The following is a 23,186-nucleotide window of genomic DNA, read 5'->3' on the forward strand; positions in this document are numbered from 1 at the left end:
TTACCCTTTGTTACTTACCGAGTGGTCAAACCGCCTGTGCAGGTGGAACGCGCTTAAGAGGCGATTGGCTGTGCCCCGCTTCAGCGGACGGGAATTCCGCCCTGGAGTGCACGCAACGCCAGGGCGGCATCCACGCGCTGCAGTTCCTCCGGCGTGAACAGCTGCTGGCGCAGGGCTTGCGCCGCAGCCTCGCCCTGTCCGTTGCGCGCCTGGCTGAGTTCGTCGAGCCGGCTTTGCCACTGCTGATCCTCGCGGTCCAGTTGCGCCAGGGCATGGGCGGCCTGCTCCCCGAACTGTGCGCTGCGCGCCGTGTGGCGCTGGAAATCGCCCACGCCCTGGGCATTGAAGGCGGCCGTCTGCGCGGCGGCATCCATGTGGGCCGTGGCCGCAGCGCGCTCGGCACGGCGCTCGGGAGCGAGTTCGGCTTCGGTGGCGCGCAGCGCGCTGTCACGCTGCTGCGGAGTGAGTTGGGTATTGCGCGCGATCTCCAGGCGCGCCAGGGTGTAGCGGTCGAGTTCGGCCTCCTGTGCAAACAGGGCGTCGTACTCTTCGTCCTGGAAGTGCTGCTGCCGGATCTTCTGGCGCGCCTCCATGGCCTCGCGCAATGCGCGCGGATCACCGGGGTCGCGGGGGGCCGACAAGGCGCCCAGTGCCACGCGGTAGTCCACATAGCGATCGGTCAGGGCCAGGGCGCGCGTGGCCAGTTCGGCGGGGAAATGCTTGCCCACCAGTTGCGCCAGGCGTTGCTTGAGCGCTTCGGGATCGCTGGCTTCGCCGGCTTCGAAGAGGAGGGCCTCCAGCGTGTTGCGCAGGCCGGGCACCAGCAAGGGGTCGGCCCCCCCGGCTGTCGAAGAGGCGGCCGGGGCAGCGGCGAGGGCTGCGGAAGCCGGTGTGAGCGCTGCCGATGCCGTGTGGCCGGCGGGCGCCGCCGCGCCTGCCGCAGGCAAAGCCGCGCTGGCGCCAGGACCGGTGTCCTGGCTCGCCTCGGCCCGCCAGGCACGCCACCCGAGCACGGCCGCGACCATCAATGCCAGCACAATGGCAGCGGTTACGGCAGGGCGGGGGAAACGGTCCATGGCGGCGATCATCGCAAAATCACAGGCCGGCCGCCTTGAGGCGGTTGGCCTGCTGGCGGTACAGCGTGACCGGGTCGGTCGAGAACCAGTCGCGCAGGCCCACGAGCTGGTTCACTTCATCGAGGTGGTTCTGGCGGTAGTCGCCCAGGTGGGTGCCCAGGCGCGAAGAGCAGGCCGAGACCAGGCCGTCGTTGGCTTCGCCAAAGACCAGGCCCAACACGCCCAGCAGCGCGTCGCTGGCGTCCAGCACATTGGTCAGGGTCTTGGTACCCGTCCAGGAGTAGTAGCGCACGCCGTTGACCAGCTCGGCGCCATTGCCGCAGCCTGCGGTGGGAACGCCCTGCGGGAAGCGGCGGTTGAACGCGGCCGAGCCGGCGGTGGTGAGCGAATCGAGCGCAGCCGTGGGCATCTGCGGCAGGCCTGAGCCGCCCGAGGTCAGGTTGATCAGCGCCACCAGGGCCGATGCCGCGCCGCTGGCGACGGTTTCGGACACCGAACCCGCGGGCGCCACGCCGCGCAGGATGTCGGCCACGCGGGACCCCCGGTTCACGCCGCCCACCGAGGTCACCGAGGCGATCTTGCCCGGGGCCACGCCGGCCACGTAGCGCGCGGTGGGGCCGCCATGCGAGTGCCCCACCAGGTTCACCTTGGCTGCGCCGGTGATGGCCAGGATGTTCTTCACCTGGGCCAGCAATTGCTCGCCGCGCACTTCGGTGCTGTTGGCTGCCGAAACCTGGGCCACGTAGACCTTGGCTCCGCCCTGGCGCAGCGCGTCGGGAATGCCGTAGAAGTAGTCCACGCCCAGCGCCGAGTCGAAGCCGAAAAGGCCGTGCACCAGCACGATGGGGTAGCGCGTCTGCGTGTACCCGGCCTGTGCGTGGGCACTGGCCCCGAGGAGCAGTATTGATACCGTGGCGGCGAGCGCCAGTCGCCGCAGAAGGTGGCCAAAGAAACCTGTCATGTGCTTGTCTCCGTTGATGGATATTTTTGGTTCTCACAAAAAAGAACGACCGTTCGTTTTTGCGGTATTCATTGTTCTTTGGCAGCCCCTGGTGTCACTATCGGGACATACCCGAGTTTGGTGAAGGGCCATCGCGGTCGACGCCAATTTCGTAGAATCCTGCGCCATGACTGCTTTCAACGCACTTGACAAGCTGGATCGAGCAATCCTGCGCCGTTTGCAGGAAAACGGCAGGGAAACCTACGACGTGATCGGCGAGCAGGTGGGCCTGTCGCCCAGCGCCGTGCTGCGCCGGGTCAAGCGGCTCGAAGACAGCGGCGTGATCGCGCGCTACGTGGCCCTGGTGCCGCCCGAGGCCGTGGGCCTGGGGCTCACCGCCTACCTCAACGTGCGCCTGGAAAAGCACACCGAGAGCCACAAGCGCAACCCCATGGACGTGTTCCGCGCGAGCGTGCAGACCTGGCCCGAAGTGGTCGAATGTGCCTCGCTCACGGGCGAGATGGACTACCTGCTGCGCGTGGTGGTGGCCGACATGGCGCACTACAGCCGCTTCATCATGGACACGCTGCTCAAGCACCCCAGCGTGCAGGACTGCAAGACCAGCTTCGTGCTGGACCGTGTGAAGGCGACCACGGCCGTGCCCGTGTGAGAATCCGCGGGCCTGCTCCCATGCCAGGGGAGGTGTTTCACGGATGCCCATGATCGCCATCGACGACCTGCACTTCGGCTACGGCCGCAACGCGCTCTACCAGGGGTTCTGCGCAGAGGTGCGCCAGCCCGGCATCTACGGCCTTTTCGGGCGCAACGGCAGTGGCAAGTCCACCTTGCTCAAGCTCCTGTGCGGGCTGCTCACGCCCTGGGGCGGGCAGGTGCGGGTGATGGGCCAGGTGCCCCGCCAGCGAGCGGCGGACTTCCTGGCCAGTGTCTACATCGTCCCCGAGGAATTCCACCTGCCCAATCTGACCACGGGCCAGTTGGCAGACACGCAAGGCGTGTTCTACCCGCGCTTTTCCACGGCGCTGTTCGGCGAATACCTGGCCGAGCTCGAGGTGCCCACCGCCAGTCGCTTCGAGGCCATGAGCCTGGGGCAGAGGAAGAAGGCGGCGATCGCCTTCGCGCTGGCGACGGGTACGCCGCTGCTGCTGATGGACGAGCCCACCAACGGGCTGGACATCGTCGGCCGCGGCCAGTTCCGTCGTCTGATGCAGCGCCCCGAGCATGCCGAGCGCGCCGTGCTCATCAGTACCCACCAGGCGCACGACCTCGAAAGCATACTGAGCCACATCTGGTTCATTGACCAGGGGCAACTGGCCCTGTCGGCGCGCATGGCCGATCTCGCCGGCGTGCTGCGCACCGGCGTGGCGAGCGGCGCGCAGGATTTGCCTGCCGCGCAGGACCTGCTGTACCAGGAGCGCATCGGCCAGCAGACTGCCTATGTGGCGCGGCATTGCCGATCCGATGCAGAGGCTCCGCTGGCTGGCGGGGCGATGCAGCTGGAGCTGCTCTACAAGGCACTGAGCCTCAACCGCGATGGCATGCTGGCGGCGCTGGTGCCGGCGCAGCAGACGGGCTTGTCCGTGGAGCAGGCATGAACATCGAATTCATCCCTGTGCGCGCCCCGGAATCGCCCACTTTTTCGTGGGCGCGCTGGTGGCGCCTTGCGCGGGCCCAGTGGGCCGAGCAGCGGCCCCAGTACCTGGCGCACCTGCTGGTGTGCGGAATGCTCTACATCGCGCTGCTGCTGTTCTTGCTGGGGGTTTCAGGCTTTTCTGCGTTCCAAACCGCGGTGCAGGTCTCGCTGTACTTTGGGGGCTTGTTTCTCACGGGCTTCGTGTTCGCCGGGCGCTATTTCGGGGCCATGGCGCAGCGCGAGTCGGCCTTGCTGGCATTGATGCGGCCCGCGTCGGTGTTCGAGAAATGGCTGCTGTGCGCCGTGGTGGTGGCCATGGCCTACCCGCTGGCCTACAGCCTGCTGTTCCTGGCGATCTCCTGGCCCGTGCAGCAGATGGTCATCGCAGTGCGCTCGGCCCTGGAGCCGCAGACCTTCAAGCCCGAGGACTATGCGCTCTTCGTGCCGCTGGCGAAGATGGCCGCCCGGCAGGCCATGCCGGTGCCCCAGCAGGCAGGCTTTCTGGTCGCTTTCTGGGCCCTGCAGGCCTTTGCCGTGGCGGGCTCGCTCTACTATGCGCGCGCCTCTTTGCTCAAGACCCTGGCGTTGGGCTTTGCGCTGTTCGTGCTCACGGCGCTGGTGTGCTCCGTGGCGGGTGTGCGGGGTGAGGTGCTGTTTGCCTGGTGGTCTTCGAGCGGGGCCGTGCCCCGGGATGCGGGCGTCCATGCCATCAACGCGCTGCTGTGGATCGACCTGCCCGCGCTGCTGTGGCTGCAGGCCTATGTGCACCTGAAAGAAAAGGAGCTGCGGTGAGCACCCCCGTGGCCCCACGGCGTGCCCCGCCCCGGCGCGGGCGCTGGCTTTTTCTGGGAACCCTGCTGCTGTTCTGGACGCTGCTGTTCACGAGCGGCATGGATCGCTTCAAGAGGCCGGAGCCCACCGCCGTCGCCTACACCGTCGAGGCCCGGGCGCTGGTGGGCGTGAACGGTCTGCGGCTGGAGGAGGCGGGCGACAATGCCTCGCGGTTGTCGGTGCGCGTGGTGCTGGACGATGTGCCCGATGTGCGGATCACAGTGCAGTCGCGCCATGGGGACGGCGATGGTCCGGAGACGCTGCCCGGAAAATTCCCGGGGCTCACCGCCACCCGCGAAGGCGACACGCTGGTCCTGCACTGGACTGACGTGCCGGCGCCTGCCGGTGCGCAGCCCAGACGGCCTGGGAAACCCGCCGTGTGGATGGAACAGATCGTTCTGCCCACCCAGTTCAGGCACCTGGCACTCGCACGCGCCCGTATCGAAGCGCAAGCCCCCGTGGAGCGGCTGGAAGTGGCCGGGCAGGCTATCGCCGTACGCGGCACCGTCACACACCTGGACCTGTGGTCCACGCAGTGCCGGCCCTGTGGCACCTGGGTGGTGCCCGCAGTGGCCGAGGACCCGGCCCAGTGCGCGGAACGCACCCGCCGGGGCACGGCGTCGATGGAGGTGCAAGCGGCCGGCATGCGTTCACTGCGGGTGGACGCCCTCGCCGGGAAACTGGATCTATCGGAGACCCAGGGCCTCCAAAGCGCGGTTCTGCAACTGGGGGACTCCGTCGCAGTGTCGGTCGACCGTGCGAGCGTGCTGGAGAAGGCGCGCAGCAGCGCCAGGGATGATGCCCTTGGCCTGCCTGACGCCTGCGGCGTGCCGGCTGCGGCGCCCAGGCCCGTGCCCGTGTCGTCGGCCTATACATCGCAGGCCGAGGACACACCGGCCCGCCAAATGCCTTGAACGGCGAGCTGCCAACAGCGGGCAGTCCCCGTGTGGCCAGGGGTGTTGCTCTTGCATCCTGTGCGCCACAGGCTTAACGTGGCGCTGCCGGGCGGATGGCTCGCAGGGCTGGTGCGCAACCGGCATGCCGGTCGTTTTGCTATTAAATGGAGAGCATCCCGTGCCGGCTGTGTTTCATGTCATCCCACTTTTCGAAGGAATTCGACGCACCTCACTATTTTGCTGCAATGCAGCAAAAATCACTGGAAATTCCTAGGGAAAACCCTTATATTTGCAGCATGACCGCTACCAAAAACTGGCTCAAGGCATCCTGGGACGCAGGCCGGGGAATGCTGCGCCCGGTCACGGGGCGTCCGCATGAGAGCGAGGACAAAATGTCTCCACCGGTGATGGTTCCCATCCGTTCGCTCGGCCCTTCTTACCGCGAGCGCATCACGGCCCACCTGCTGCAGCTGGAGCCCGCTGACCGCTATCTGCGCTTCGGCTACGCTGCCAACGACGAGCAGATCCGCCGCTATGCGGACCAGCTCGACTTCAACCGCGACGAGATCTTCGGCATCTACAACCGGCGCCTGGAGCTCATCGCCATGGCGCATCTGGCGTTCTCCGAGCACCCTGAGTACAAGCACTGCGCCGAGTTCGGCGTGTCCGTGCTCAAGCAGGCCCGGGGCCGAGGCTTCGGTGCACGCCTGTTCGAGCGCGCCGTGATGCACGCCCGCAACGAGGGGGTGAACATGGTGTTCATCCATGCGCTGTCCGAAAACACCGCCATGCTCAAGATCGCCCGCAATGCCGGCGCTCAGGTGCGCCGCGACGGCTCGGAGTCCGAGGCCTACCTGCAGATCGCACCGGCCAGCCTGGACACCCGGATGGCCGAACTGGTCGAGCAGCAGTTCGCCGAGGTGGACTACCAGCTCAAGCGCCAGGCCAAGCAGTTCTGGGACTTCCTGGCCAGCGTGCAGGAAGTGCGCAGCGGCGTGCAGCATGCGCGCCACCAGTCCGCCGAATAGGCCGGACAGCGTGGGCAGGCGGTCCTGCAACCGCCGATTGGCCTCAGGACGACAGGCGATGTCACAACAATCCGCTATCCTAGGGGCCTGTTCCACTACCGCACGTCCTGCACTCCAAGACAGTGTCTGACCCGCACCCCGGGCGATTGCCCGAAAAGGAAGACAAGCGCACCTTCCTGCAGAAAGTCGCCGAGTTCATCCACCCCGGACCGGACTCGACCGAAGAGCTGATCGAAACGCTGGCCGAGGCCGAGGACAACGACGTCATTGGCGCCGAGTCGCGCGTGATGCTCGAGCGTGTGATCCGCATGGCCGACATGACGGCGGGCGACGTGATGGTGGCCGCGCCCCGCATGGACCTCGTCAACATCGATGCGCCGTTCGATGAGCTCCTGTACCTGGTCATCAACACGGCGCACTCGCGCTTTCCGGTGTACCAGGGCGAGCGCGAGAACATCATCGGCATCCTGATGGCCAAGGACCTGCTCAAGCTGCAGCGGGCGCCCGAGCTGAACATCCGCGCGCTGCTGCGCCCGGCCGTGTTCGTGCCCGAGAGCAAGGGCCTCAACGACCTGCTGCGCGAGTTTCGCGGCAATCGCAACCACCTGGCCATCGTGATCGACGAGTTCGGCCGCGTGGCAGGGCTCGTCACCATCGAAGACGTGCTCGAACAGATCGTGGGCGAGATCGAGGACGAGTTCGATATCCCCGAGGATGCGGGCGACATCTTCGCCCTGGCCGACCGCACCTACCGCGTGAGCGGCGACACGCCCATCGAACGCGTGGCCGAGTCCTTCGAGGTCACGCTGCAGGGCAGCGATGCCGAGGAACAATTCGACACCATTGGCGGCCTCATCGCCCACGAGATGGGCCATGTGCCCAAGCGTGGCGAGCAGGTGGAGCTCGGTGGCCTGCACTTCGTGGTGCTGCATACCAAGGGCGGCGCCGTGCGCTGGTTCAAGGTATCGCGGATCGAAGAGAGCCAGGCTGGCGCTTGATGGGGTTGGCGTACCGAACGCAGGGATCCGGACTTGCCTTGCCCGTGCTGATCGCCGTGCTGGCGGGGCTCGCGCAGGCGGCCTCGCTGGCCTTGCCCTGGAATGGGCAGCCCCAATGGTGGCTGCAGATCGCATCGCTGGCCGTGCTGGCCTGGCAAGTGCGCGCGGGAGCCCCCACGGGGCGCCGTGGCGCGCTGCTGGGTTTTGCCTTTGCCACCGCCTGGCTGTGCGGCACCTTCTGGTGGCTCTATATCTCCATGCACACCTATGGCGGGCTGGCTGCGCCGCTCACGGTGGCTGCCATCCTGGGGCTGGCGGCCTTTCTGGCCAGCTACTACGCGCTCGCGCTCGGCGTCTTCTGCCGGCTGGCCGTGGTGCACCGTGCAGGCGCTGCGCTGCTGTTCGCAGCGCTCTGGACGCTGGCCGAGATGGCGCGCGGCTGGCTCTGGACCGGTTTTCCCTGGGGCGCCGGCGGTTATGCCCATGTGGATGGCCCGCTGGCGGCGTTGGCGCGCTACGTGGGTGTCTACGGCCTGTGCTTCGTCGCGGCCGCCATCGCCATGCTGCTCGTGCAGGCGCGCGCCAGCGATCTGCTCCGCCTGCGCGCCTGGGCCCTGGTGGCGGGCGAGCTGGCGGTGCTGGGTCTGGCCACGGTGGACCGCCACTGCGCCGTGGAGCTGTGCCACACCCCTGCGGCGCGCGCACCGGCCCCGCTGCAACTGGCGTTGTTGCAGGGCAATATCCCGCAGGACGAGAAATTCCAGCCGGGCTCGGGTGTTCCCATGGCATTGCAGTGGTACCGCGAGCAACTGGAGCGTGCCACCGCGCCCCTGGTCGTGGCGCCCGAGACGGCCATTCCCCTGCTGCCGCAGCAGCTGATACCGGGCTACCTCGAAGGCATCTCCCAGCGCTATGCCAGCGGCTCGCAGGCGGTACTGCTGGGCATTCCGCTGGGGGATGAGCGCGAGGGCTACACCAACTCGGTGCTGGGTGCACGGGCGGGGCTGGCCGAACCCTACCGCTACGACAAGCACCACCTGGTGCCGTTCGGCGAGTTCATCCCGCCCTTCTTCAAGTGGTTCACGCAGATGATGAACATCCCCCTGGGGGACTTCAACCGGGGGGGCTTGGGCCAGGCGCCGTTTGCCTTTGCGGGCCAGCGCATCGCCCCCAACATCTGCTACGAGGATCTGTTTGGCGAGGAGCTGGGAGCGCGCTTTGCCGATCCGGCCGGCGCCCCCACGGTGTTCGTCAATTTCAGCAACATCGGCTGGTTCGGCAATACGGTGGCCATCGACCAGCACCTGCACATCAGCCGCATGCGCGCGCTGGAGTTCGAACGCCCGATGGTGCGCGCCACCAACACCGGTGCCACGGCCATCATCGATCATCGGGGCGTGGTCACGCACCAGCTGGAGCGCCACACCCGTGGCGTGCTGCTGGGCGCGGTGCACGGCCGGGGAATGGATGCGCAGCAGGGCTGGGCCATCACGCCCTACGCCTTCTGGGTGTCGCGCTGGGGCCTGGTTCCCCTGGCACTGCTGGCGGCCGCCATCGTGCTGGTGGCGGCCCTCGGGGCGGGTCGGCGTGGCCGGGCGGTGCGGTCGAAAAACGGTGGTTTTCGGGAGTAGCGGGCCTTGATCCTGGTCAGCTGCGGCAGGGGTGCCCCAGTGCCCTGGCAGGCCAATGCGCGGCACAGGCTCGCCGTGCCTTGATAATAGAGCCCGCAAGCGGGGGCTTGTGTTGGATACAACGATGATTTGAAGCGGTGTGGCCGCTGTTCTGGAGCACGACTGAAAATGGCAGATTCCTTTTCCTACGAACAACTGATCGCCTCGGGCGAGGGCCGGCTGTTCGACGCTGACAGCGGGCGCCTGCCGCTGCCGCCCATGCTGATGTTCGACCGCATCACGCACATCGATAGCGATGGTGGCGAGCACGGGCTGGGAAAGGTCCGCGCCGAGCTGGACGTGCGTCCTGACCTCTGGTTCTTTGCCTGCCACTTCCAGGGTGACCCGGTCATGCCCGGTTGCCTGGGCCTGGACGCCATGTGGCAGCTGATCGGTTTTTACCTGACCTGGCTGCGCCTGCCGGGCAAGGGCCGCGCCCTGGGCGCCGGCGAAGTCAAGTTCACCGGCGAAGTGGGCCCGGACGTCAAATTGGTCACTTACGAGATCGACATCAAGCGCGTGATCAAGCGCAAACTGGTCATGGCCATCGGCGACGCGCGCCTGTATGCTGACGGCAAGGAAATCTACGTGGCCAGCGACTTGCGCGTGGGCCTGTTCAAGCGCGAGGAAGCCGGCGCAGCCCCAGGGGAGGCAGCATGAAACGCGTGGTCATCACGGGCACGGGCATCGTCTCGTGCATTGGCAATGACAATGCCAGCGTCACCGAGTCGCTGCGCGAGAGCCGTCCGGGCATCCGCGCCATGCCCCAGTTCACCGAGCTGGGCATGCGCAGCCAGGTGGCCGGCGTGCCGCAGATCAACCTCGAAGAGCTGATCGACCGCAAGCAGCTGCGCTTCATGGGCGATGCGGCGGCCTATGCCCACATTTCGCTGGCCAACGCCATTGCCGAATCGGGCCTCACGCCCGAGCAGGTCTCGCACCCGCGCACCGGGCTCATCATGGGCTCGGGGGGCGGCTCGCCCGCCAACCAGATCGAGGCCGCCGACATCCTGCGCAGCAAGGGCATCCGCCGCGTGGGGCCTTACCAGGTCACGCGCTGCATGAGCTCCACCGTGTCCGCCTGCCTGTCGACCAACTTCGGCATCAAGGGCATCAACTACTCCATCACCTCGGCCTGCAGCACCTCGGCGCACTGCATCGGCGCAGCCGCCCAGCAGATCGCCTGGGGCATGCAGGACGTGATGTTCGCCGGTGGCGGCGAAGAAGTCAGCTGGGGCATGGGCCTGCTGTTCGACGCCATGGGCGCCATGTCCAGCGCCTACAACGCCACGCCCGAAAAAGCCTCGCGCGCCTATGACGCCCACCGCGACGGCTTCGTGCTGTCGGGCGGCGGCGGTGCCGTGGTGCTCGAAAGCCTGGAACATGCACAGGCACGCGGCGCCACCATCCTGGGCGAAATCGTCGGTTTCGGCGCCACCTCGGACGGCGCCGACATGGTCGCCCCCTCGGGTGACGGCGCCATCGCCTGCATGCGCCAGGCCATCGCCACGGTGGACGGCTCCATCGACTACATCAACACCCACGGCACCTCCACACCCGTGGGCGACGTGCCCGAGTTGCGTGCGATCCGCGAAGTCTTCGGTGACGCCATTCCCCCGTTCTCGTCCACCAAGTCGCTCACCGGCCACTCGCTGGGTGCCACCGGTGTGCAGGAGGCGATCTACTGCCTTTTGATGCTGCGCCAGGGCTTCATCGCCGGCTCGGCCAACATCGACAACCTGGAGCCCGCCGCCGAGGGCATGCCCCTGGTGCGCGAGACGCGCGATGCGCCGATCCGCACCGCGCTGTCCAACAGCTTCGGCTTTGGTGGCACCAACGCCAGCCTCGTTTTGCGCCGGTGGGATAACTGATCCGCGCGATCTCCGGCAGCCCGCCATCCTGCAAGGGATGGGCGGGTTTTTTCATGCCCTCTGGTTCTGGGATGACAGGGCTTGGTGCAACAAGCCGGGGAGCATTGCCAGCATGCGCGTGGCCTGCAGGCCTGGGGGCAGGGCGCGTGCGTGGTAGCAGTACAGCGACATGGGCGGCAGTTCGTGCAGCTCCACGGCCACCATGGCCTCTGGGTCGAGTTGGGTGGCGGTGAGGAAGTCGACCACCGTCCAGCCCATGCCCCGGCGCACCAGGTCCAGCGCCAGGCGCGAGGTCTGCACCTGCAGCCCCGGGCCGGCGGGTGTGCCCAGGCGCTGGGCGATCTCGTCGATGGACTGGCGCATGGGATCGTCGCCCACGAGCCGGATCACCGGCACCTGGGCCAGCCGGGCTGCGGGCGTCACAGCGCGCGGCGCACGCGTCCACACCGACTGTGCCACGGCCAGGTACATGCGGCCGCTGACCAGCAGGTCGCTGCGCACCTGCGGATGCGGGTGCTTGTAGAAGCCCAGGCAGAAGTCCACGCTGCGCGTGAGCAGCGCCTGCGTCATCTGGTCCTGGTGGATGGTGCGCACCTCCACACCCACCTGCGGGTAGCGCAGCGCGTGCTCCTGCAGCACCAGGGGCAGGAATTCGTGCGTGATGGAGGGAATGGCCGCCAGGCGCACGTCCCCGGTGTCGCTGGTGCCCAGGTTGCGCGCGGTGCGGCGCAATGCGTCGAGCTGGCGGTGGATGCCGCTGGACTCGGCTGCCAGCACCTGGGCCTCGGGTGTGGGCGTCAGGCCAGCCGGCGTGCGCACGAACAGGCGGTAGCCCAGCTGCAGCTCGGTGTGCGCCACGGCCTTGCTCACGGCCGAGGGGGTGATGCACAGCAGGCGCGCTGCCGCGCTCATGTTGCCGGTTTGCAGCACGGCCTGGAACACCTCGAGTTGGCGCAGGTTCATGGGTATGAGTGAAATTCACAAGAGGTGGCTGATTATTCCCTGTTGCTGTGCGCAAGTCTCTCATACGATCCGGCACCGCCAACGAGCGGGTGAGGGCGCAGCAGCAAAGTCTGTTGGCAAGCCTCTTCAAAACAACTGTCTGGAGATTTCCGTCATGCGCATTTCCCACCCCATGCACCGCTGGCTTGCCGGCCTGCTGCTCTCCGCTGCCTCGGCTGTGGCCATGGCCCAGGCCGCCCGCCCCCATGTCGTGGTGCTGGCCACCGGTGGCACCATCGCCGGTGCCGGCGCGTCGGCGGCCAACAGCGCCACCTATGCGGCGGCCAAGGTGCCGGTGGACAAGCTGCTGGCCGGCCTGCCCGAACTGACGGGCGTGGCCCGTGTCACGGGTGAGCAGGTGTTCCAGATCGCCTCGGAAAGCTTCACCAACGAGCACCTGCTGCAACTCGGCAAGCGCGTCTCGGCCCTGGCCAAGCAGGCCGACGTGGACGGCATCGTCGTCACGCATGGCACCGACACGCTCGAAGAAACGGCGTACTTCCTGAACCTGGTGGTGCGCACCGCCAAGCCCATCGTGGTCGTCGGCTCCATGCGCCCCGGCACGGCCCTCTCGGCCGACGGCGCGCTGAACCTGTACGACGCCGTGAGCGTGGCCGCCAGCAAGGACGCCGCCGGCAAGGGCGTGCTGGTCACCATGAACGACGAGATCCAGAGCGGCCGCGACGTCAGCAAGACCATCAACATCAAGACCGAGGCCTTCAAGAGCCAGTGGGGCCCGCTGGGCATGGTGGTGGAAGGCAAGAACTACTGGTTCCGCGCGCCGGTCAAGCGCCACACCACGGCGTCCGAGTTCAACATCGACGAGATCCAGGCCCTGCCCGCAGTGGACATCGTCTACGGCTACGGCAACATGAACAGCACCGGCATCGAGGCCTACGGCAAGGCCGGCGTGAAGGCGCTGATCCATGCCGGCACCGGCAATGGCTCGGTGGCGGCCCAGGCCGTGGCCTCGTTGCAGGCGCTGCGCGCCCAGGGCGTGCAGATCGTGCGCTCGGCCCGTGTGCCCGATGGTTTTGTGCTGCGCAATGCCGAGCAGCCCGACGACAAGTACGACTGGGTGGTGGCCCACGACCTGCGCCCACAGAAGGCCCGCATCCTGGCCATGGTCGCTTTGACGAAAACAAACGACAGCAAAGAGCTGCAACGCATCTTCTGGGAATACTGATTTTTGACTTGGCGCACCACGCGTGCGCTGACCGGTCGCCCTGATGGGCGGCCACCGGTGCGCACCGGCTGACTGCCCGCGCAACTGGTTGGAAAGGCCGGGGCTCCAAAAGGGCCCCGGCCTTTGTACTTGGTGCGGGGTTTTGTTGCTCTGCCATGGCCTACTGGAGCCTTGCGAGCGAAGGCTTGCTGCAGCGCCGTAAAATCACGGGTTTTGCGCGCACGCTGCAAAGCCCCTCGGGCCTGTCTGCTGCGCGCCTTCGGCTTTTTCATCCCCCTTTGCCCGGCCCTGGTCCGCCAGCGCCACAGACGCCATGTTGACATTCCAGCAAATCATTCTGAAGCTGCAGTCCTACTGGGACGCGCAGGGCTGCGCCCTTTTGCAGCCCTACGACATGGAAGTGGGCGCTGGCACCTCGCACACCGCCACCTTCCTGCGCGCCATTGGCCCCGAGCCCTGGAAAGCCGCCTACGTGCAGCCAAGCCGCCGCCCCAAGGATGGCCGCTACGGCGAGAACCCCAACCGCCTGCAGCACTACTACCAGTTCCAGGTGGTTCTGAAGCCCGCACCGGCCAACATCCTGGAGCTCTACCTGGGCTCGCTCGAAGCGCTGGGCTTCGATCTCAAGAAGAACGACATCCGCTTCGTCGAAGACGACTGGGAGAACCCCACCCTGGGCGCCTGGGGACTGGGCTGGGAAGTCTGGCTCAACGGCATGGAAGTGACGCAGTTCACCTACTTTCAGCAGGTGGGCGGCATCGACTGCAAGCCCGCCACCGGCGAGATCACCTATGGCCTGGAGCGCCTGGCCATGTACCTGCAGGGCGTGGACAACGTCTACAACCTGACCTGGACCGAGGGAGCGGACGGCTCGAAATTGAGCTATGGCGACGTCTACAAGCAAAACGAGGTGGAGCAGTCCACCTACAACTTCGAGCACAGCGACGCCGACTTCCTGTTCACCGCCTTCAATGCGCACGAAAAGCAGGCCAAGCACCTCATGGAGCAGCAGCTCGCCCTGCCGGCCTACGAGCAGGTGCTCAAGGCTGCGCACAGCTTCAACCTGCTGGATGCGCGCGGGGCGATCAGCGTGACCGAGCGTGCTGCCTACATCGGCCGCATCCGCAACCTGGCGCGCGCCGTGGCGCAAAGCTACTACGAGAGCCGCGAGCGCCTGGGCTTTCCCATGGCCCCCCGCGAGTGGGTGGAGCAAATGCCCAAGAAAGCCGCCTGAGCCACCGCCGGAGCCCCTGAAAAATGACAACGCAAAATCTTCTGGTCGAACTGTTTGTGGAAGAGCTGCCTCCCAAGGTGCTCAAGAAGCTGGGCGATGCCTTCGCCAGCGTGCTGGCCGAGCAGCTCAAGGCCCAGGGCCTGGCCACGCCCGCATCCGCCGTGACGGCATTCGCTTCGCCGCGCCGCCTGGCCGCGCACGTGACGGCCGTGGCCGGCAAGGCCGCCGACAAGGCTGTGCAGCAAAAACTCATGCCCGTGACGGTGGGCCTGGATGCCAGCGGCAACGCCACGCCCGCACTGCTCAAGAAGCTGCAAGCCCTGGGCGCGGACCTGTCCGACCCGGCAGCGGCCGTGGCCGCCTTGAAGCGCGCCCCCGACGGCAAGGCCGAGGCGCTGTTCTATGACAGCGTGGTGCCTGGCGCCACGCTGGAAGAGGGGCTGCAGAAGGCACTTCTGGAATCCATCGCCAAGCTGCCCATTCCCAAGGTCATGAGCTACCAGCTCGAGTCCGACTGCGAGTTGCCCGGCTGGACCAGCGTGAACTTCGTACGCCCCGCGCATGGCCTGGTGGCGCTGCATGGCAGCACCGTGGTGCCCGTGAAGGCGCTGGGCCTGAAAGCCGGCAACAGCACCCTGGGCCACCGCTTCGAGGCGGCCGTGTCGCCTGTGGTGTTCAAGGATGCCGACAGCTATGCCGCCACGCTGCACAAGGACGGAGCGGTGATCGCTTCGTTCGCCGAGCGCAAGGCCGAGATCGCGCGCCAACTGGCCGCCGCCGCCGCCCAGGTGGGCAACGGTGCCCGCCCCATCGAGGACGATGCGCTGCTCGACGAAGTGACCGCCCTGGTCGAGCGCCCCAACGTGCTGACCTGCGCGTTCGAGCAGGAATTCCTCGACGTGCCGCAAGAGTGCCTGATCCTCACCATGAAGGCCAACCAGAAGTACTTCCCGCTGCTGGACGCCGCAGGCAAGCTGACGCACCAGTTCCTGGTGGTGAGCAATATCAGCCCCGAGGACGCGAGCTTCGTGATCGGCGGCAACGAGCGCGTGGTGCGCCCGCGCCTGGCCGATGCCAAGTTCTTCTTCGACCAGGACCGCAAGAAGACCCTGGCCTCGCGCGTGGACGGTCTGTCCAAGGTGGTCTACCACAACAAGCTCGGTACGCAGGGCGAGCGCGTGGAGCGTGTGCGTGCCATCGCCAAGGCCATTGCCGAACAACTGGGCGATGCCACCCTGGTGGCGCAGGCCGATCAGGCCGCGATGCTGGCCAAGACCGACCTGGTGACCGACATGGTCGGCGAGTTCCCTGAGTTGCAGGGCACCATGGGCCGCTACTACGCGCTCAACGACGGTCTGGGCGAGGTGGTGGCCGATGCCATCGAAGACCACTACAAGCCGCGCTTTGCCGGCGACACGCTGCCACGCAATACCGCTGGCGTGGTGGTGGCCCTGGCCGACAAGCTTGAAACCCTGGTCGGCATGTTCGGCATCGGCAACCTGCCCACGGGCGACCGCGACCCGTTCGCGCTGCGCCGCCATGCGCTGGGCGTGATCCGCATGCTGGTCGAAAAAGACCTGCCGCTGGACCTGAGCGCCCTGCTGGCCGGCGCCGTTCCGGCCTTCGGCGACAAGATCACCGATGCCTCGGCCGCCCTGGCCGACTTCATCTATGACCGCCTGGCCGGCAGCCTGCGCGAGCAGGGTTACAGCGCCCAGGAAGTCGACGCCGTGCTGGCCCTGCGCCCGCAGCGCCTGGCACTGGTCGAAAAGCAGCTGGCCGCCGTGCGTGCCTTTGCCGCGCTGCCCGAAAGCCCGGCCCTGGCCGCCGCGAACAAGCGCGTGGCCAACATCCTCAAAAAGGCCGGCGAGGTGGATGCCCACGTCAACCCCGAGCTGCTGCAGGAAAAGGCCGAGCAGGATTTGTATGCGGCACTGCAGCGCTTCGTGCCCGAGGCCAACGCGCAGTTCGACGCGGGCGACTACACGGCATCGCTGCAGACCCTGGCCGTGCTGCGCGCCCCGGTGGACGCTTTCTTCGACGACGTGATGGTGAACGCCGAGCAGATGGACCTGCGCCTGAACCGCCAGGGCCTGCTCAAGAGCCTGCACGATGCGATGAACCGGGTAGCCGACCTCTCCCGCCTGGCGGCGTGACCTGCTAGGCTGGCGTCTGTCACAAGGGGACCCCCATGAAACTCGCCATCCTGGACCGCGACGGCACGTTGAACCCGCTGGGTGAGGACTTCGTCACTTCGCCCGAGGAATGGACGGCCGTTCCCGGCGCGCTCGAGGCCGTTGCACGCCTGAACCACGCCGGCTGGCATGTGGCGCTGGCCACCAACCAGCCGGGTCTGGGGCGCGGGCTGTTCGACGTGGTGGCGCTCAACGCCATCCACGCCAAGATGCACAAACAGCTGTCGGCCGTGGGTGGGCGCATCGACGCCGTGTTCTATTGCCCCCATGCGCCTGACGAAGACTGCGCCTGCCGCAAGCCCGGCCCGGGCCTGCTTGAGCAGATCAGCGACCGCTATGGCGTGGAGCGCAATGACGTGCAGGTGGTGGGCAGCTGCCTGGCACACCTGCAGGCCGGCGCCGCGCTCGGTGCGCAAGTGCACCTGGTGTGCACGGGCAGCTCCGCCGGCGTGGTGCCGGGCCAGGCGCTGCCGCCCGGCTATCCCCCCGGCACGCAGGTGCATGCGAGCCTGGCGGCCTTCGTCGAGCAGCTGCTGCCGGCCGCCATCCCTTTGATGGCGGTCTGACCCTCAGCGCCCCTTGGTGCCTGCCACACGCCTTTGCTGCGGCGGCACCCATCGCAAGACCTTTTCACCATGGCCCTGATCCGCTCCATCATTCACCTGCTCTGGATGGCGACCACCGTCATGCCCTATGCGCTGGCCATCATGCTGGGCACGCTCTTCGGCGTGCGCGGCCTGCCGCTGTACCGCATCGCGGCCGCATGGCTGTCGCTGTGCATCAGCGGCGCACGCGTGCTGCTGGACATCCGCACCCGGGTGACGGGCATGGAGAACCTGCCGCAGGGCGAGCACGAGGGGGCGATCCTGCTGGTCAAGCACCAGTCGACCTACGAGACCTTTCTGATGCCCACGATCATGCCGCACCCGCTGGCCTACGTGTTCAAGAAGGAGCTGCTGTACGTCCCCTTCTTCGGCTGGGCCATCGGCCGGCTGGACATGATCCACATTGACCGCAGCCAGCGCGCCCAGGCCTTCAACAAGGTGGTGGAGCAGGGCAAGGACCTGCTGGCCAAGGGCATCTGGATCATCATGTTCCCCGAAGGCACGCGCATCGAGCGCGGGCAGAAGGGCACCTACAAGACCGGCGGCACCCGCCTGGCCATCGACACCGGTGCACCGGTGGTGCCGATTGCCGTGACCTCGGCCAAGGTCTGGTCGCGCAAGGCCTTCGTCAAGCGCCCCGGTGTGGTGGATGTGTCCATCGGCAAGCCGATCTCCAGCGTGGGGCGCGAGCCGGAAGAGCTGATGCGCGAGGTCGAGGACTGGATCGAGGCCGAAATGCGCCGCCTCGACCCCGAGGCCTATCCCGCAGCCGCACTGACGGCGCCCTGATCGGACCCCATTCCCATGATGCAGCGGCTCGTGCAACTGGCGTTGGACTTCTTCGACACTCCGCCTGCCAGCCCCGCACCGGCGCCCAAGGCGGTCGAGCCACCGCCGGCGGCCAGGGTTCCCGTGGCCGCACCGCCCCGGCCCGTGGGTCCGCCTGCGGTCCCGCTGCCTTCGCTGCTGTCTCCCGCCGAATTCCGCCACCCCGAGGCCAAACGCGAACTGCTGCTGGGTGACGCCGTGGTGGCGTATGCGCTGCAGCGCGCGCGCCGGCGCACCATCGGCTTCAGCGTGGGCCCGGACGGCCTCTCGGTGCGCGCCCCCAGCTGGGTCACCCTGGGCGCCATCGACGCGGCGCTGCGCGAAAAGTCCGAGTGGATCGTGCGCAAGCTCGGCGAGGCGCGTGAGCGCCAGCAGCGCATGGAAGGCGGACGCATCGTCTGGGCGGATGGCGCCGTGCTGCCCTACCTGGGCCGGCCGGTCACTGTGGTGCTGGACCCCGCGCACGGCTTCAGCGGCCGTGGTGGGCAGCTCAAAACCATCGCCGCAGCCGAGGACCCGGATGCACCGCTGGCCTCGCGCCTGCACATCGGCCTGCCGCACAGCGCCGGGCCTGCGCAGATCCGCGATGCCGTGCAGGCCTGGCTGATGCGCGATGCCAAGCGCCACTTCACCGAGCGGCTGGAGCACTTTGCGCCGCTCTTGGGCGTGCGCTGGACCAGCCTGCGCCTGTCGAGCGCGCAGACGCGCTGGGGCAGCGCCAAGGCCGACGGCTCCATCCGCCTGAACTGGCGCCTGCTGCACTACCGGCCTGCGGTCATCGACTACGTGGTGGCGCACGAGCTGGCCCACCTGCGCGTGATGGACCACAGCCCGCGTTTCTGGGACACGGTGGCCACCGTGGTGCCCGACTATGCGGCCCTGCGCAACCACCTGCGCGACGAGCCAGCACCGCTCTGGGATTGAGCGCGCGCAGGGCGGGGCGAAACCGGGCGCGGCAAAATGGCGGAAACCACCGCATTCAGGCCCACCATGATTCCCCTGCAGCTCTTCGATCCCGCCTCCAGCACCTACACCTACGTGCTGCATGACCCCGCTACCCGCCAGGCCGTCATCATCGACCCGGTGGACGAGCAGCTCGACCGCGACCTGGCCGCGCTGCAGTCCCTGGGACTCACGCTGCGCTGGACGCTGGAGACGCACACCCATGCCGACCACATCACGAGCGCCGCCCGCCTGGCGGAGCACACGGGCGCGCAGACCGCGGTGCCCGCAGGCTGCGACATCGGCACGGCGGTCGTGCAGCTGCAGCATGGCGACACCCTGGCCTTCGGCGGCGAGACGCTGCAGGCGCTGCACACGCCCGGCCACACGGCTGGCAGCATGTCCTACCGTTGGCGCAACCATGTGTTCACGGGCGATGCGCTGCTCATCAACGGCTGCGGCCGCACGGACTTCCAGTCGGGCGATGCGGCCGAGCTGTACCGCAGCATCACCGGCGTGCTGTTCGCACTGCCGGGCGACACCACCGTCTGGCCCGGCCATGACTACCAGGGCCGTAGCCACAGCAGCATCGCTGCCGAAAAGGCCGGCAATGCGCGCGTGGCCGGCCGCAGCGAGGCAGAATTCGTGGCCCTGATGGACTCGCTCAACCTGCCGCGTCCGCGCCGCATGGACGAGGCCGTGCCCGCCAACCAGCACTCGGGCCAGCGCCAGGACGCCGATGGCGCGGCGCTGCAGGCGCCGCGCGGGGCCGAGGGCTATGCCGGCGACGTGTCACCGGCGCTGGCCTGGCAGTGGGTGCAGGACGGCCAGGCCGTGCTGGTCGACGTGCGCAGCGATGCCGAGCGCGAATGGGTGGGCCAAGTGCCGGGGGCCGTGCCCGTGGCCTGGAAGCAGTGGCCCGGCATGGCCATGAATGCCGATTTCGATGCGCAGATTCGCCTGGCTGTGCCCGAAGGCGGGCGCGTTGTATTGCTGTGCCGCAGCGGCGTGCGCTCCGTGGCGGCCGCGAAGCGTGCGACGGAGTTGGGCATTACGGCCTACAACATTCTCGAAGGCTTCGAGGGCGACGCCGATGGCCAAGCCCACCGCGGGCGCAAGGGCGGCTGGCGCTACCGCGGCCTGCCATGGCGTCAGGGCTGAAGACACAGCTCCATGAAAAAAGCGGGCCATGTGGCCCGCTGTTCGTTGGGGAGCGCTGTGCGCTCAGAGTGGCGGAATGCGCAGCTTCTGGCCGGGGTAGATCTTGTCGGGGTGCGTGAGCATGGGCTTGTTGGCCTCGAAGATCTGGGGGTACTTGTTGGCATCGCCGTAGAACTTCTTGGCGATGGCCGAGAGCGTGTCGCCGCGCACCACGTCGTGGTACTGGGCTTCGGGCTCGGGGTTGGTCACGTTCATCAGGTTCTCGACGCTGGTGACGCTGGCCACGTTGCCGCAGCACAGGGTGATCTTTTCCTTGGCCGCCTGCGTGGGGGCGTCGCCCTTGACGGTGACCTTGCCCTGGCTGCCATCGAACGCCACCTGCACGTTGGTCGCGCCCAGGTTCTGCGTGCCGATGTAGGTCTCGATGGCCTTGGCGGCCTTGGCGTTGAGTTCGTCCGGCGATGGAGCGGCGGCCGTGGCGGCCTGTGCTTCCTTGCCACCGAACAGCTTTTCGCCGGCTTCCTTGATGAAACTGAAAAGACCCATGTCGTATCTCCTAAGGTTGCAGAAACAGGAAGGGCCACTGTAGCGGCAAAGTGCGACACCCTGGTGTAAGACGGGCGCGCGACACGATTTTTCACATTGGCAGGTACCGCTGTCGCCGGGGCGACGAGCTGCGCTGCTGCCTTTGGCAAATGCACCAAGTGCGCATGGCCAAAACTCGGGATAATCCGCCGCATGACTTTTCTGGCCATCGACGTCGGCAACACCCGTCTCAAATGGGCGTTGTACGACGCCCACCGCCCCGGGGCTGCGCTGTTGGCGCATGGCGCCGAGTTCCTGGACCATATCGAGAAGCTCGCCGAAGGCAGCTGGGCAGCCCTGCCAGCGCCCGAGCGCATGCTGGGCTGCGTGGTGGCGGGCGATGCCGCCAAGCGCCGCGTGCAGGAGCAGATGGAGCTCTGGGATGTGGGCGCCCAGTGGGTGGTCTCATCCGACGAAGAGGCGGGGCTGGTCAATGGCTACGACCACCCCTCGCGCCTGGGCTCGGACCGCTGGGTGGCCATGATCGGTGCGCGCCACCACGTGCTGGCCCAGGGCCCTGCGCGGCCGCTGGTGGTGGTGATGGTGGGCACGGCGGTCACCGTGGAGTGCATCGATGCGCACGGGCGCTTTCTGGGTGGGTTGATCCTGCCGGGCCACGGCATCATGCTGCGCGCACTCGAAACAGGCACCGCCGGCCTGCACGTGCCCACGGGCGACGTGCGCATGTTCCCCACCAACACCAGCGATGCACTGACCAGCGGCGGCACCTACGCCATCGCCGGTGCCGTGGAGCGCATGGTGCAGCATGTCATCCAGCACTGCGGCGAGGAGCCGGCCTGCATCATGACCGGCGGCGCCGGCTGGAAGATGGCGCCGAGCATGACGCGCCCCTTCGAGCTGGTGGACAACCTGATCTTTGACGGCCTGCTGGAGATCGCCTCGCGCCGTTTCGCCAACTGAGCGCCGGGGCGTCGCCCGGCAGCTTCAATCTTCCAGTTCAGCGCGCGCCATTTCCACGTCCAGGCGTTCCATCGCGTCGGCGGACTCGCAGGCGGCGGCCTTCTCGTAGAGCTGGGTCGCCTCCTTCATCTTCTTGTCGCCTTCGAGCATCACCAGCGCGTTGGCGTATTCCACCATGGCGATGGCCGAGCCGGGGTTGAGCTTCAGGGCCTCCTGGAACAGCTTGAGCCCCGTGTCCTTCTTGGCGCCATAGGTCATGCCGCCGATCAGCGAGCCCACCTTGTCGATCACCTCGGCGTGGAAAGCGCCCAGCGCAATGCGGGCGTCGGCATGCTTGGGTGCCAGGGCAATGGATTTTTCCAGCGATTCCTTGACCTTGCCGCCCAGGCCCTGGGCGAGGGCCTTGGCCACGCTGATGCCCTGGCTGTAGCGGCCCAGGGCATAGGCATGCCAGTACCAGGCGTTGGCGTTGTTCGGGTCTTCGCCGGCCTGGGCTTCGGCGCGCTCGGCCACCTGGGTGAACAGGTCCAGGCGGGTCTTTTCCTTTTGCTCCAGGTAGTTGGCGTAGATGGCCGTGGCCTTGTTGGCCACGGTGATGCCGGGGCCGCCAGCGGCCAGGCCGGCGGCCGTCGCCTTCTCGAAATCACCGCTGTGGAACAGCGCCCAGGCCTGCAGCACGGCCGGATCCTTGGGGCAGGGTTCGGCGTCGCCGCTGTGCAGTCGCGCCCAGTGCTTCTTCACGCTCGTGGCATCGAAGCTGTAGTCACCCGCATGGGGAAAAGGGGTCCATTTGGCCATGGTGTGTCTCCTGTGGTTCTTGGGGTCGGGTGTAGGGTGTGGACAGGGCGCCCTGGCGCTTAGCCCGGCGCGGTGGCATAGGCGCCGACGAGTTCCAGCAGGTGTGCGCGCTGCCCGCTTTCCAGGTAGGGCATCAGCAGGTTGAGCACGTGGTGGGCTCCGCGCAGCAGGGCTGCCTGGGCGCTCTCGGGCTCCAGCGCGCGGCGCGGGTCGCGCACGTACTCGAAGCTCAGCCAGTAGGTCAGCACCACCACCATGCTGGTCGCGGTGGCCTCTAGCTCACGCGTGTCGATGTGCAGCGCGTCCGATCGGCCCATGCCGTCCAGCATGGCGCGCACGGCCCGCGTCTTGTTCTTGAGGATGGCCTGGAAATGCGTTTCCAGGCGCCGGTTCTTGGACAGCAGGTCGTTCAGGTCGCGGTACAGGAAGCGGTACTGCCAGATCAGCTCGAACAGCGTGTGCATGAAGAACCAGGCGTCCTCCACGTTGCGCACGCCATCGGCGGCAGCCAGCAGCTCGGTCAGCGACTGTTCGTAGCGGTCGAACAGCGCATTGATCAACTCGTCCTTGGCCGGGTAGTGGTAGTACAGGTTGCCGGGGCTGATGCGCAGCTCGGCCGAGATCAGGGTGGTGGAGACGTTGGGTTCGCCAAACCGGTTGAACAGGTCCAGCGTGACTTCCAGAATGCGTTCTGCGGTGCGTCGCGGCGCTTTCTTCACCATGTGTGCGGGCCCTCTTCGCGTCGTTTTGGATCGGTGTTGGTATGTC

23 protein-coding genes and 1 pseudogene are annotated in these 23,186 nt (G+C 67.3%); 18 read left to right on the forward strand and 6 right to left on the reverse strand.

Annotation, left to right across the window (positions count from 1 at the left end; all coding sequences use genetic code 11):
• Positions 1-80 precede the first annotated feature (80 nt).
• Together ACSQ3Y_RS05435 and ACSQ3Y_RS05440 are read right to left on the reverse strand one after the other, a co-directional pair.
• The gene (locus tag ACSQ3Y_RS05435) at positions 81-1,076 is read right to left on the reverse strand and encodes a lipase secretion chaperone (RefSeq protein ID WP_436176657.1); all 996 of its coding nucleotides are present in this window, start codon (positions 1,074-1,076) and stop codon (positions 81-83) included.
• Positions 1,077-1,095: 19 nt separating this feature from the next.
• Positions 1,096-2,037 carry an esterase/lipase family protein gene (locus tag ACSQ3Y_RS05440; RefSeq protein WP_428002602.1) on the reverse strand — a complete coding sequence of 314 codons (942 nt, stop codon included), beginning with the start codon at positions 2,035-2,037 and terminating at the stop codon, positions 1,096-1,098.
• 166 nt (positions 2,038-2,203) lie between these two features.
• Between ACSQ3Y_RS05440 and ACSQ3Y_RS05445 the strand changes: the two genes are divergently transcribed.
• The 9 genes from ACSQ3Y_RS05445 (at position 2,204) to fabB (ending at position 10,961) form a co-directional block, all read left to right on the forward strand.
• Complete coding sequence (locus ACSQ3Y_RS05445; RefSeq protein ID WP_057200007.1) at positions 2,204-2,686, forward strand: Lrp/AsnC family transcriptional regulator; 483 nt, start codon at positions 2,204-2,206, stop codon at positions 2,684-2,686.
• A gap of 43 nt (positions 2,687-2,729) precedes the next feature.
• Positions 2,730-3,629, forward strand: coding sequence for an ATP-binding cassette domain-containing protein (locus ACSQ3Y_RS05450; RefSeq protein WP_436176658.1), 900 nt, complete (start codon positions 2,730-2,732; stop codon positions 3,627-3,629).
• On the forward strand, positions 3,626-4,459 hold the full coding sequence (locus ACSQ3Y_RS05455; RefSeq protein WP_436176659.1) for a hypothetical protein: 834 nt from the start codon (positions 3,626-3,628) through the stop codon (positions 4,457-4,459). Before ACSQ3Y_RS05450 ends, ACSQ3Y_RS05455 begins: the two co-directional genes overlap by 4 nt.
• Entirely contained in the window at positions 4,456-5,412 is a 957-nt protein-coding gene (locus tag ACSQ3Y_RS05460) for a hypothetical protein (RefSeq protein WP_436176660.1), read from the forward strand. Before ACSQ3Y_RS05455 ends, ACSQ3Y_RS05460 begins: the two co-directional genes overlap by 4 nt.
• 278 nt (positions 5,413-5,690) lie before the next feature.
• Complete coding sequence (locus ACSQ3Y_RS05465) at positions 5,691-6,422, forward strand: GNAT family N-acetyltransferase (RefSeq protein WP_057200010.1); 732 nt, start codon at positions 5,691-5,693, stop codon at positions 6,420-6,422.
• A gap of 122 nt (positions 6,423-6,544) precedes the next feature.
• Complete coding sequence (locus tag ACSQ3Y_RS05470) at positions 6,545-7,420, forward strand: HlyC/CorC family transporter (RefSeq protein ID WP_057266387.1); 876 nt, start codon at positions 6,545-6,547, stop codon at positions 7,418-7,420.
• The gene (lnt, locus tag ACSQ3Y_RS05475) at positions 7,420-9,051 is read left to right on the forward strand and encodes an apolipoprotein N-acyltransferase (protein WP_436176661.1); all 1,632 of its coding nucleotides are present in this window, start codon (positions 7,420-7,422) and stop codon (positions 9,049-9,051) included. Before ACSQ3Y_RS05470 ends, lnt begins: the two co-directional genes overlap by 1 nt.
• Before the next feature lie 168 nt (positions 9,052-9,219).
• The gene (fabA, locus tag ACSQ3Y_RS05480; RefSeq protein ID WP_057200013.1) at positions 9,220-9,750 is read left to right on the forward strand and encodes a 3-hydroxyacyl-[acyl-carrier-protein] dehydratase FabA; all 531 of its coding nucleotides are present in this window, start codon (positions 9,220-9,222) and stop codon (positions 9,748-9,750) included.
• On the forward strand, positions 9,747-10,961 hold the full coding sequence (fabB, locus tag ACSQ3Y_RS05485) for a beta-ketoacyl-ACP synthase I (protein WP_057200014.1): 1,215 nt from the start codon (positions 9,747-9,749) through the stop codon (positions 10,959-10,961). Before fabA ends, fabB begins: the two co-directional genes overlap by 4 nt.
• Before the next feature lie 51 nt (positions 10,962-11,012).
• On the opposite strand, the gene ACSQ3Y_RS05490 is transcribed toward fabB, so the two are convergent.
• Positions 11,013-11,924, reverse strand: coding sequence for a LysR family transcriptional regulator (locus ACSQ3Y_RS05490; RefSeq protein WP_057200015.1), 912 nt, complete (start codon positions 11,922-11,924; stop codon positions 11,013-11,015).
• Positions 11,925-12,078: 154 nt separating this feature from the next.
• Between ACSQ3Y_RS05490 and ACSQ3Y_RS05495 the strand changes: the two genes are divergently transcribed.
• The 8 genes and pseudogenes from ACSQ3Y_RS05495 to ACSQ3Y_RS05530 all read left to right on the forward strand — a co-directional run bounded on the left by ACSQ3Y_RS05495 (position 12,079) and on the right by ACSQ3Y_RS05530 (position 20,114).
• A complete protein-coding gene (locus ACSQ3Y_RS05495) occupies positions 12,079-13,149 on the forward strand; it encodes an asparaginase (RefSeq protein ID WP_057200016.1) in 1,071 nt (356 codons plus the stop codon).
• Positions 13,150-13,462: 313 nt separating this feature from the next.
• Positions 13,463-14,383 carry a glycine--tRNA ligase subunit alpha gene (gene glyQ, locus ACSQ3Y_RS05500; protein ID WP_057200239.1) on the forward strand — a complete coding sequence of 307 codons (921 nt, stop codon included), beginning with the start codon at positions 13,463-13,465 and terminating at the stop codon, positions 14,381-14,383.
• A 23-nt stretch (positions 14,384-14,406) separates the two neighbouring features.
• Positions 14,407-16,539, forward strand: coding sequence for a glycine--tRNA ligase subunit beta (gene glyS, locus ACSQ3Y_RS05505; RefSeq protein ID WP_436176662.1), 2,133 nt, complete (start codon positions 14,407-14,409; stop codon positions 16,537-16,539).
• A gap of 35 nt (positions 16,540-16,574) precedes the next feature.
• Positions 16,575-17,144 carry a D-glycero-beta-D-manno-heptose 1,7-bisphosphate 7-phosphatase gene (gene gmhB, locus ACSQ3Y_RS05510; protein ID WP_436176663.1) on the forward strand — a complete coding sequence of 190 codons (570 nt, stop codon included), beginning with the start codon at positions 16,575-16,577 and terminating at the stop codon, positions 17,142-17,144.
• A 69-nt stretch (positions 17,145-17,213) separates the two neighbouring features.
• The gene (locus ACSQ3Y_RS05515) at positions 17,214-17,972 is read left to right on the forward strand and encodes a lysophospholipid acyltransferase family protein (RefSeq protein ID WP_057200240.1); all 759 of its coding nucleotides are present in this window, start codon (positions 17,214-17,216) and stop codon (positions 17,970-17,972) included.
• Between the two features lie 18 nt (positions 17,973-17,990).
• Positions 17,991-18,935 carry a YgjP-like metallopeptidase domain-containing protein gene (locus ACSQ3Y_RS05520; RefSeq protein WP_436180087.1) on the forward strand — a complete coding sequence of 315 codons (945 nt, stop codon included), beginning with the start codon at positions 17,991-17,993 and terminating at the stop codon, positions 18,933-18,935.
• 66 nt (positions 18,936-19,001) lie between these two features.
• Positions 19,002-19,502: pseudogene (locus tag ACSQ3Y_RS05525) on the forward strand (MBL fold metallo-hydrolase); the annotation flags it as partial.
• Between the two features lie 201 nt (positions 19,503-19,703).
• Positions 19,704-20,114: a rhodanese-like domain-containing protein gene (locus tag ACSQ3Y_RS05530; RefSeq protein ID WP_369818153.1), complete on the forward strand. Its 411-nt coding sequence runs from the start codon at positions 19,704-19,706 to the stop codon at positions 20,112-20,114.
• Between the two features lie 63 nt (positions 20,115-20,177).
• On the opposite strand, the gene lysM is transcribed toward ACSQ3Y_RS05530, so the two are convergent.
• Entirely contained in the window at positions 20,178-20,660 is a 483-nt protein-coding gene (gene lysM / locus ACSQ3Y_RS05535; protein ID WP_057200020.1) for a peptidoglycan-binding protein LysM, read from the reverse strand.
• Between the two features lie 192 nt (positions 20,661-20,852).
• Here lysM and ACSQ3Y_RS05540 point away from each other — a divergent pair, with 192 nt between their 5' ends.
• The gene (locus tag ACSQ3Y_RS05540; RefSeq protein ID WP_057266383.1) at positions 20,853-21,620 is read left to right on the forward strand and encodes a type III pantothenate kinase; all 768 of its coding nucleotides are present in this window, start codon (positions 20,853-20,855) and stop codon (positions 21,618-21,620) included.
• A 24-nt stretch (positions 21,621-21,644) separates the two neighbouring features.
• Here the strand turns inward: ACSQ3Y_RS05540 and ACSQ3Y_RS05545 are convergent, their stop codons facing one another.
• Together ACSQ3Y_RS05545 and ACSQ3Y_RS05550 are read right to left on the reverse strand one after the other, a co-directional pair.
• Positions 21,645-22,418 carry a tetratricopeptide repeat protein gene (locus tag ACSQ3Y_RS05545; RefSeq protein WP_057200022.1) on the reverse strand — a complete coding sequence of 258 codons (774 nt, stop codon included), beginning with the start codon at positions 22,416-22,418 and terminating at the stop codon, positions 21,645-21,647.
• A 59-nt stretch (positions 22,419-22,477) separates the two neighbouring features.
• Positions 22,478-23,140, reverse strand: coding sequence for a TetR/AcrR family transcriptional regulator (locus tag ACSQ3Y_RS05550; RefSeq protein WP_057200023.1), 663 nt, complete (start codon positions 23,138-23,140; stop codon positions 22,478-22,480).
• Positions 23,141-23,186 lie beyond the last annotated feature (46 nt).

The sequence above is a fragment of the Acidovorax sp. LjRoot66 genome (assembly GCF_964253305.1).
Taxonomy (GTDB): Bacteria; Pseudomonadota; Gammaproteobacteria; order Burkholderiales; family Burkholderiaceae_C; genus Acidovorax.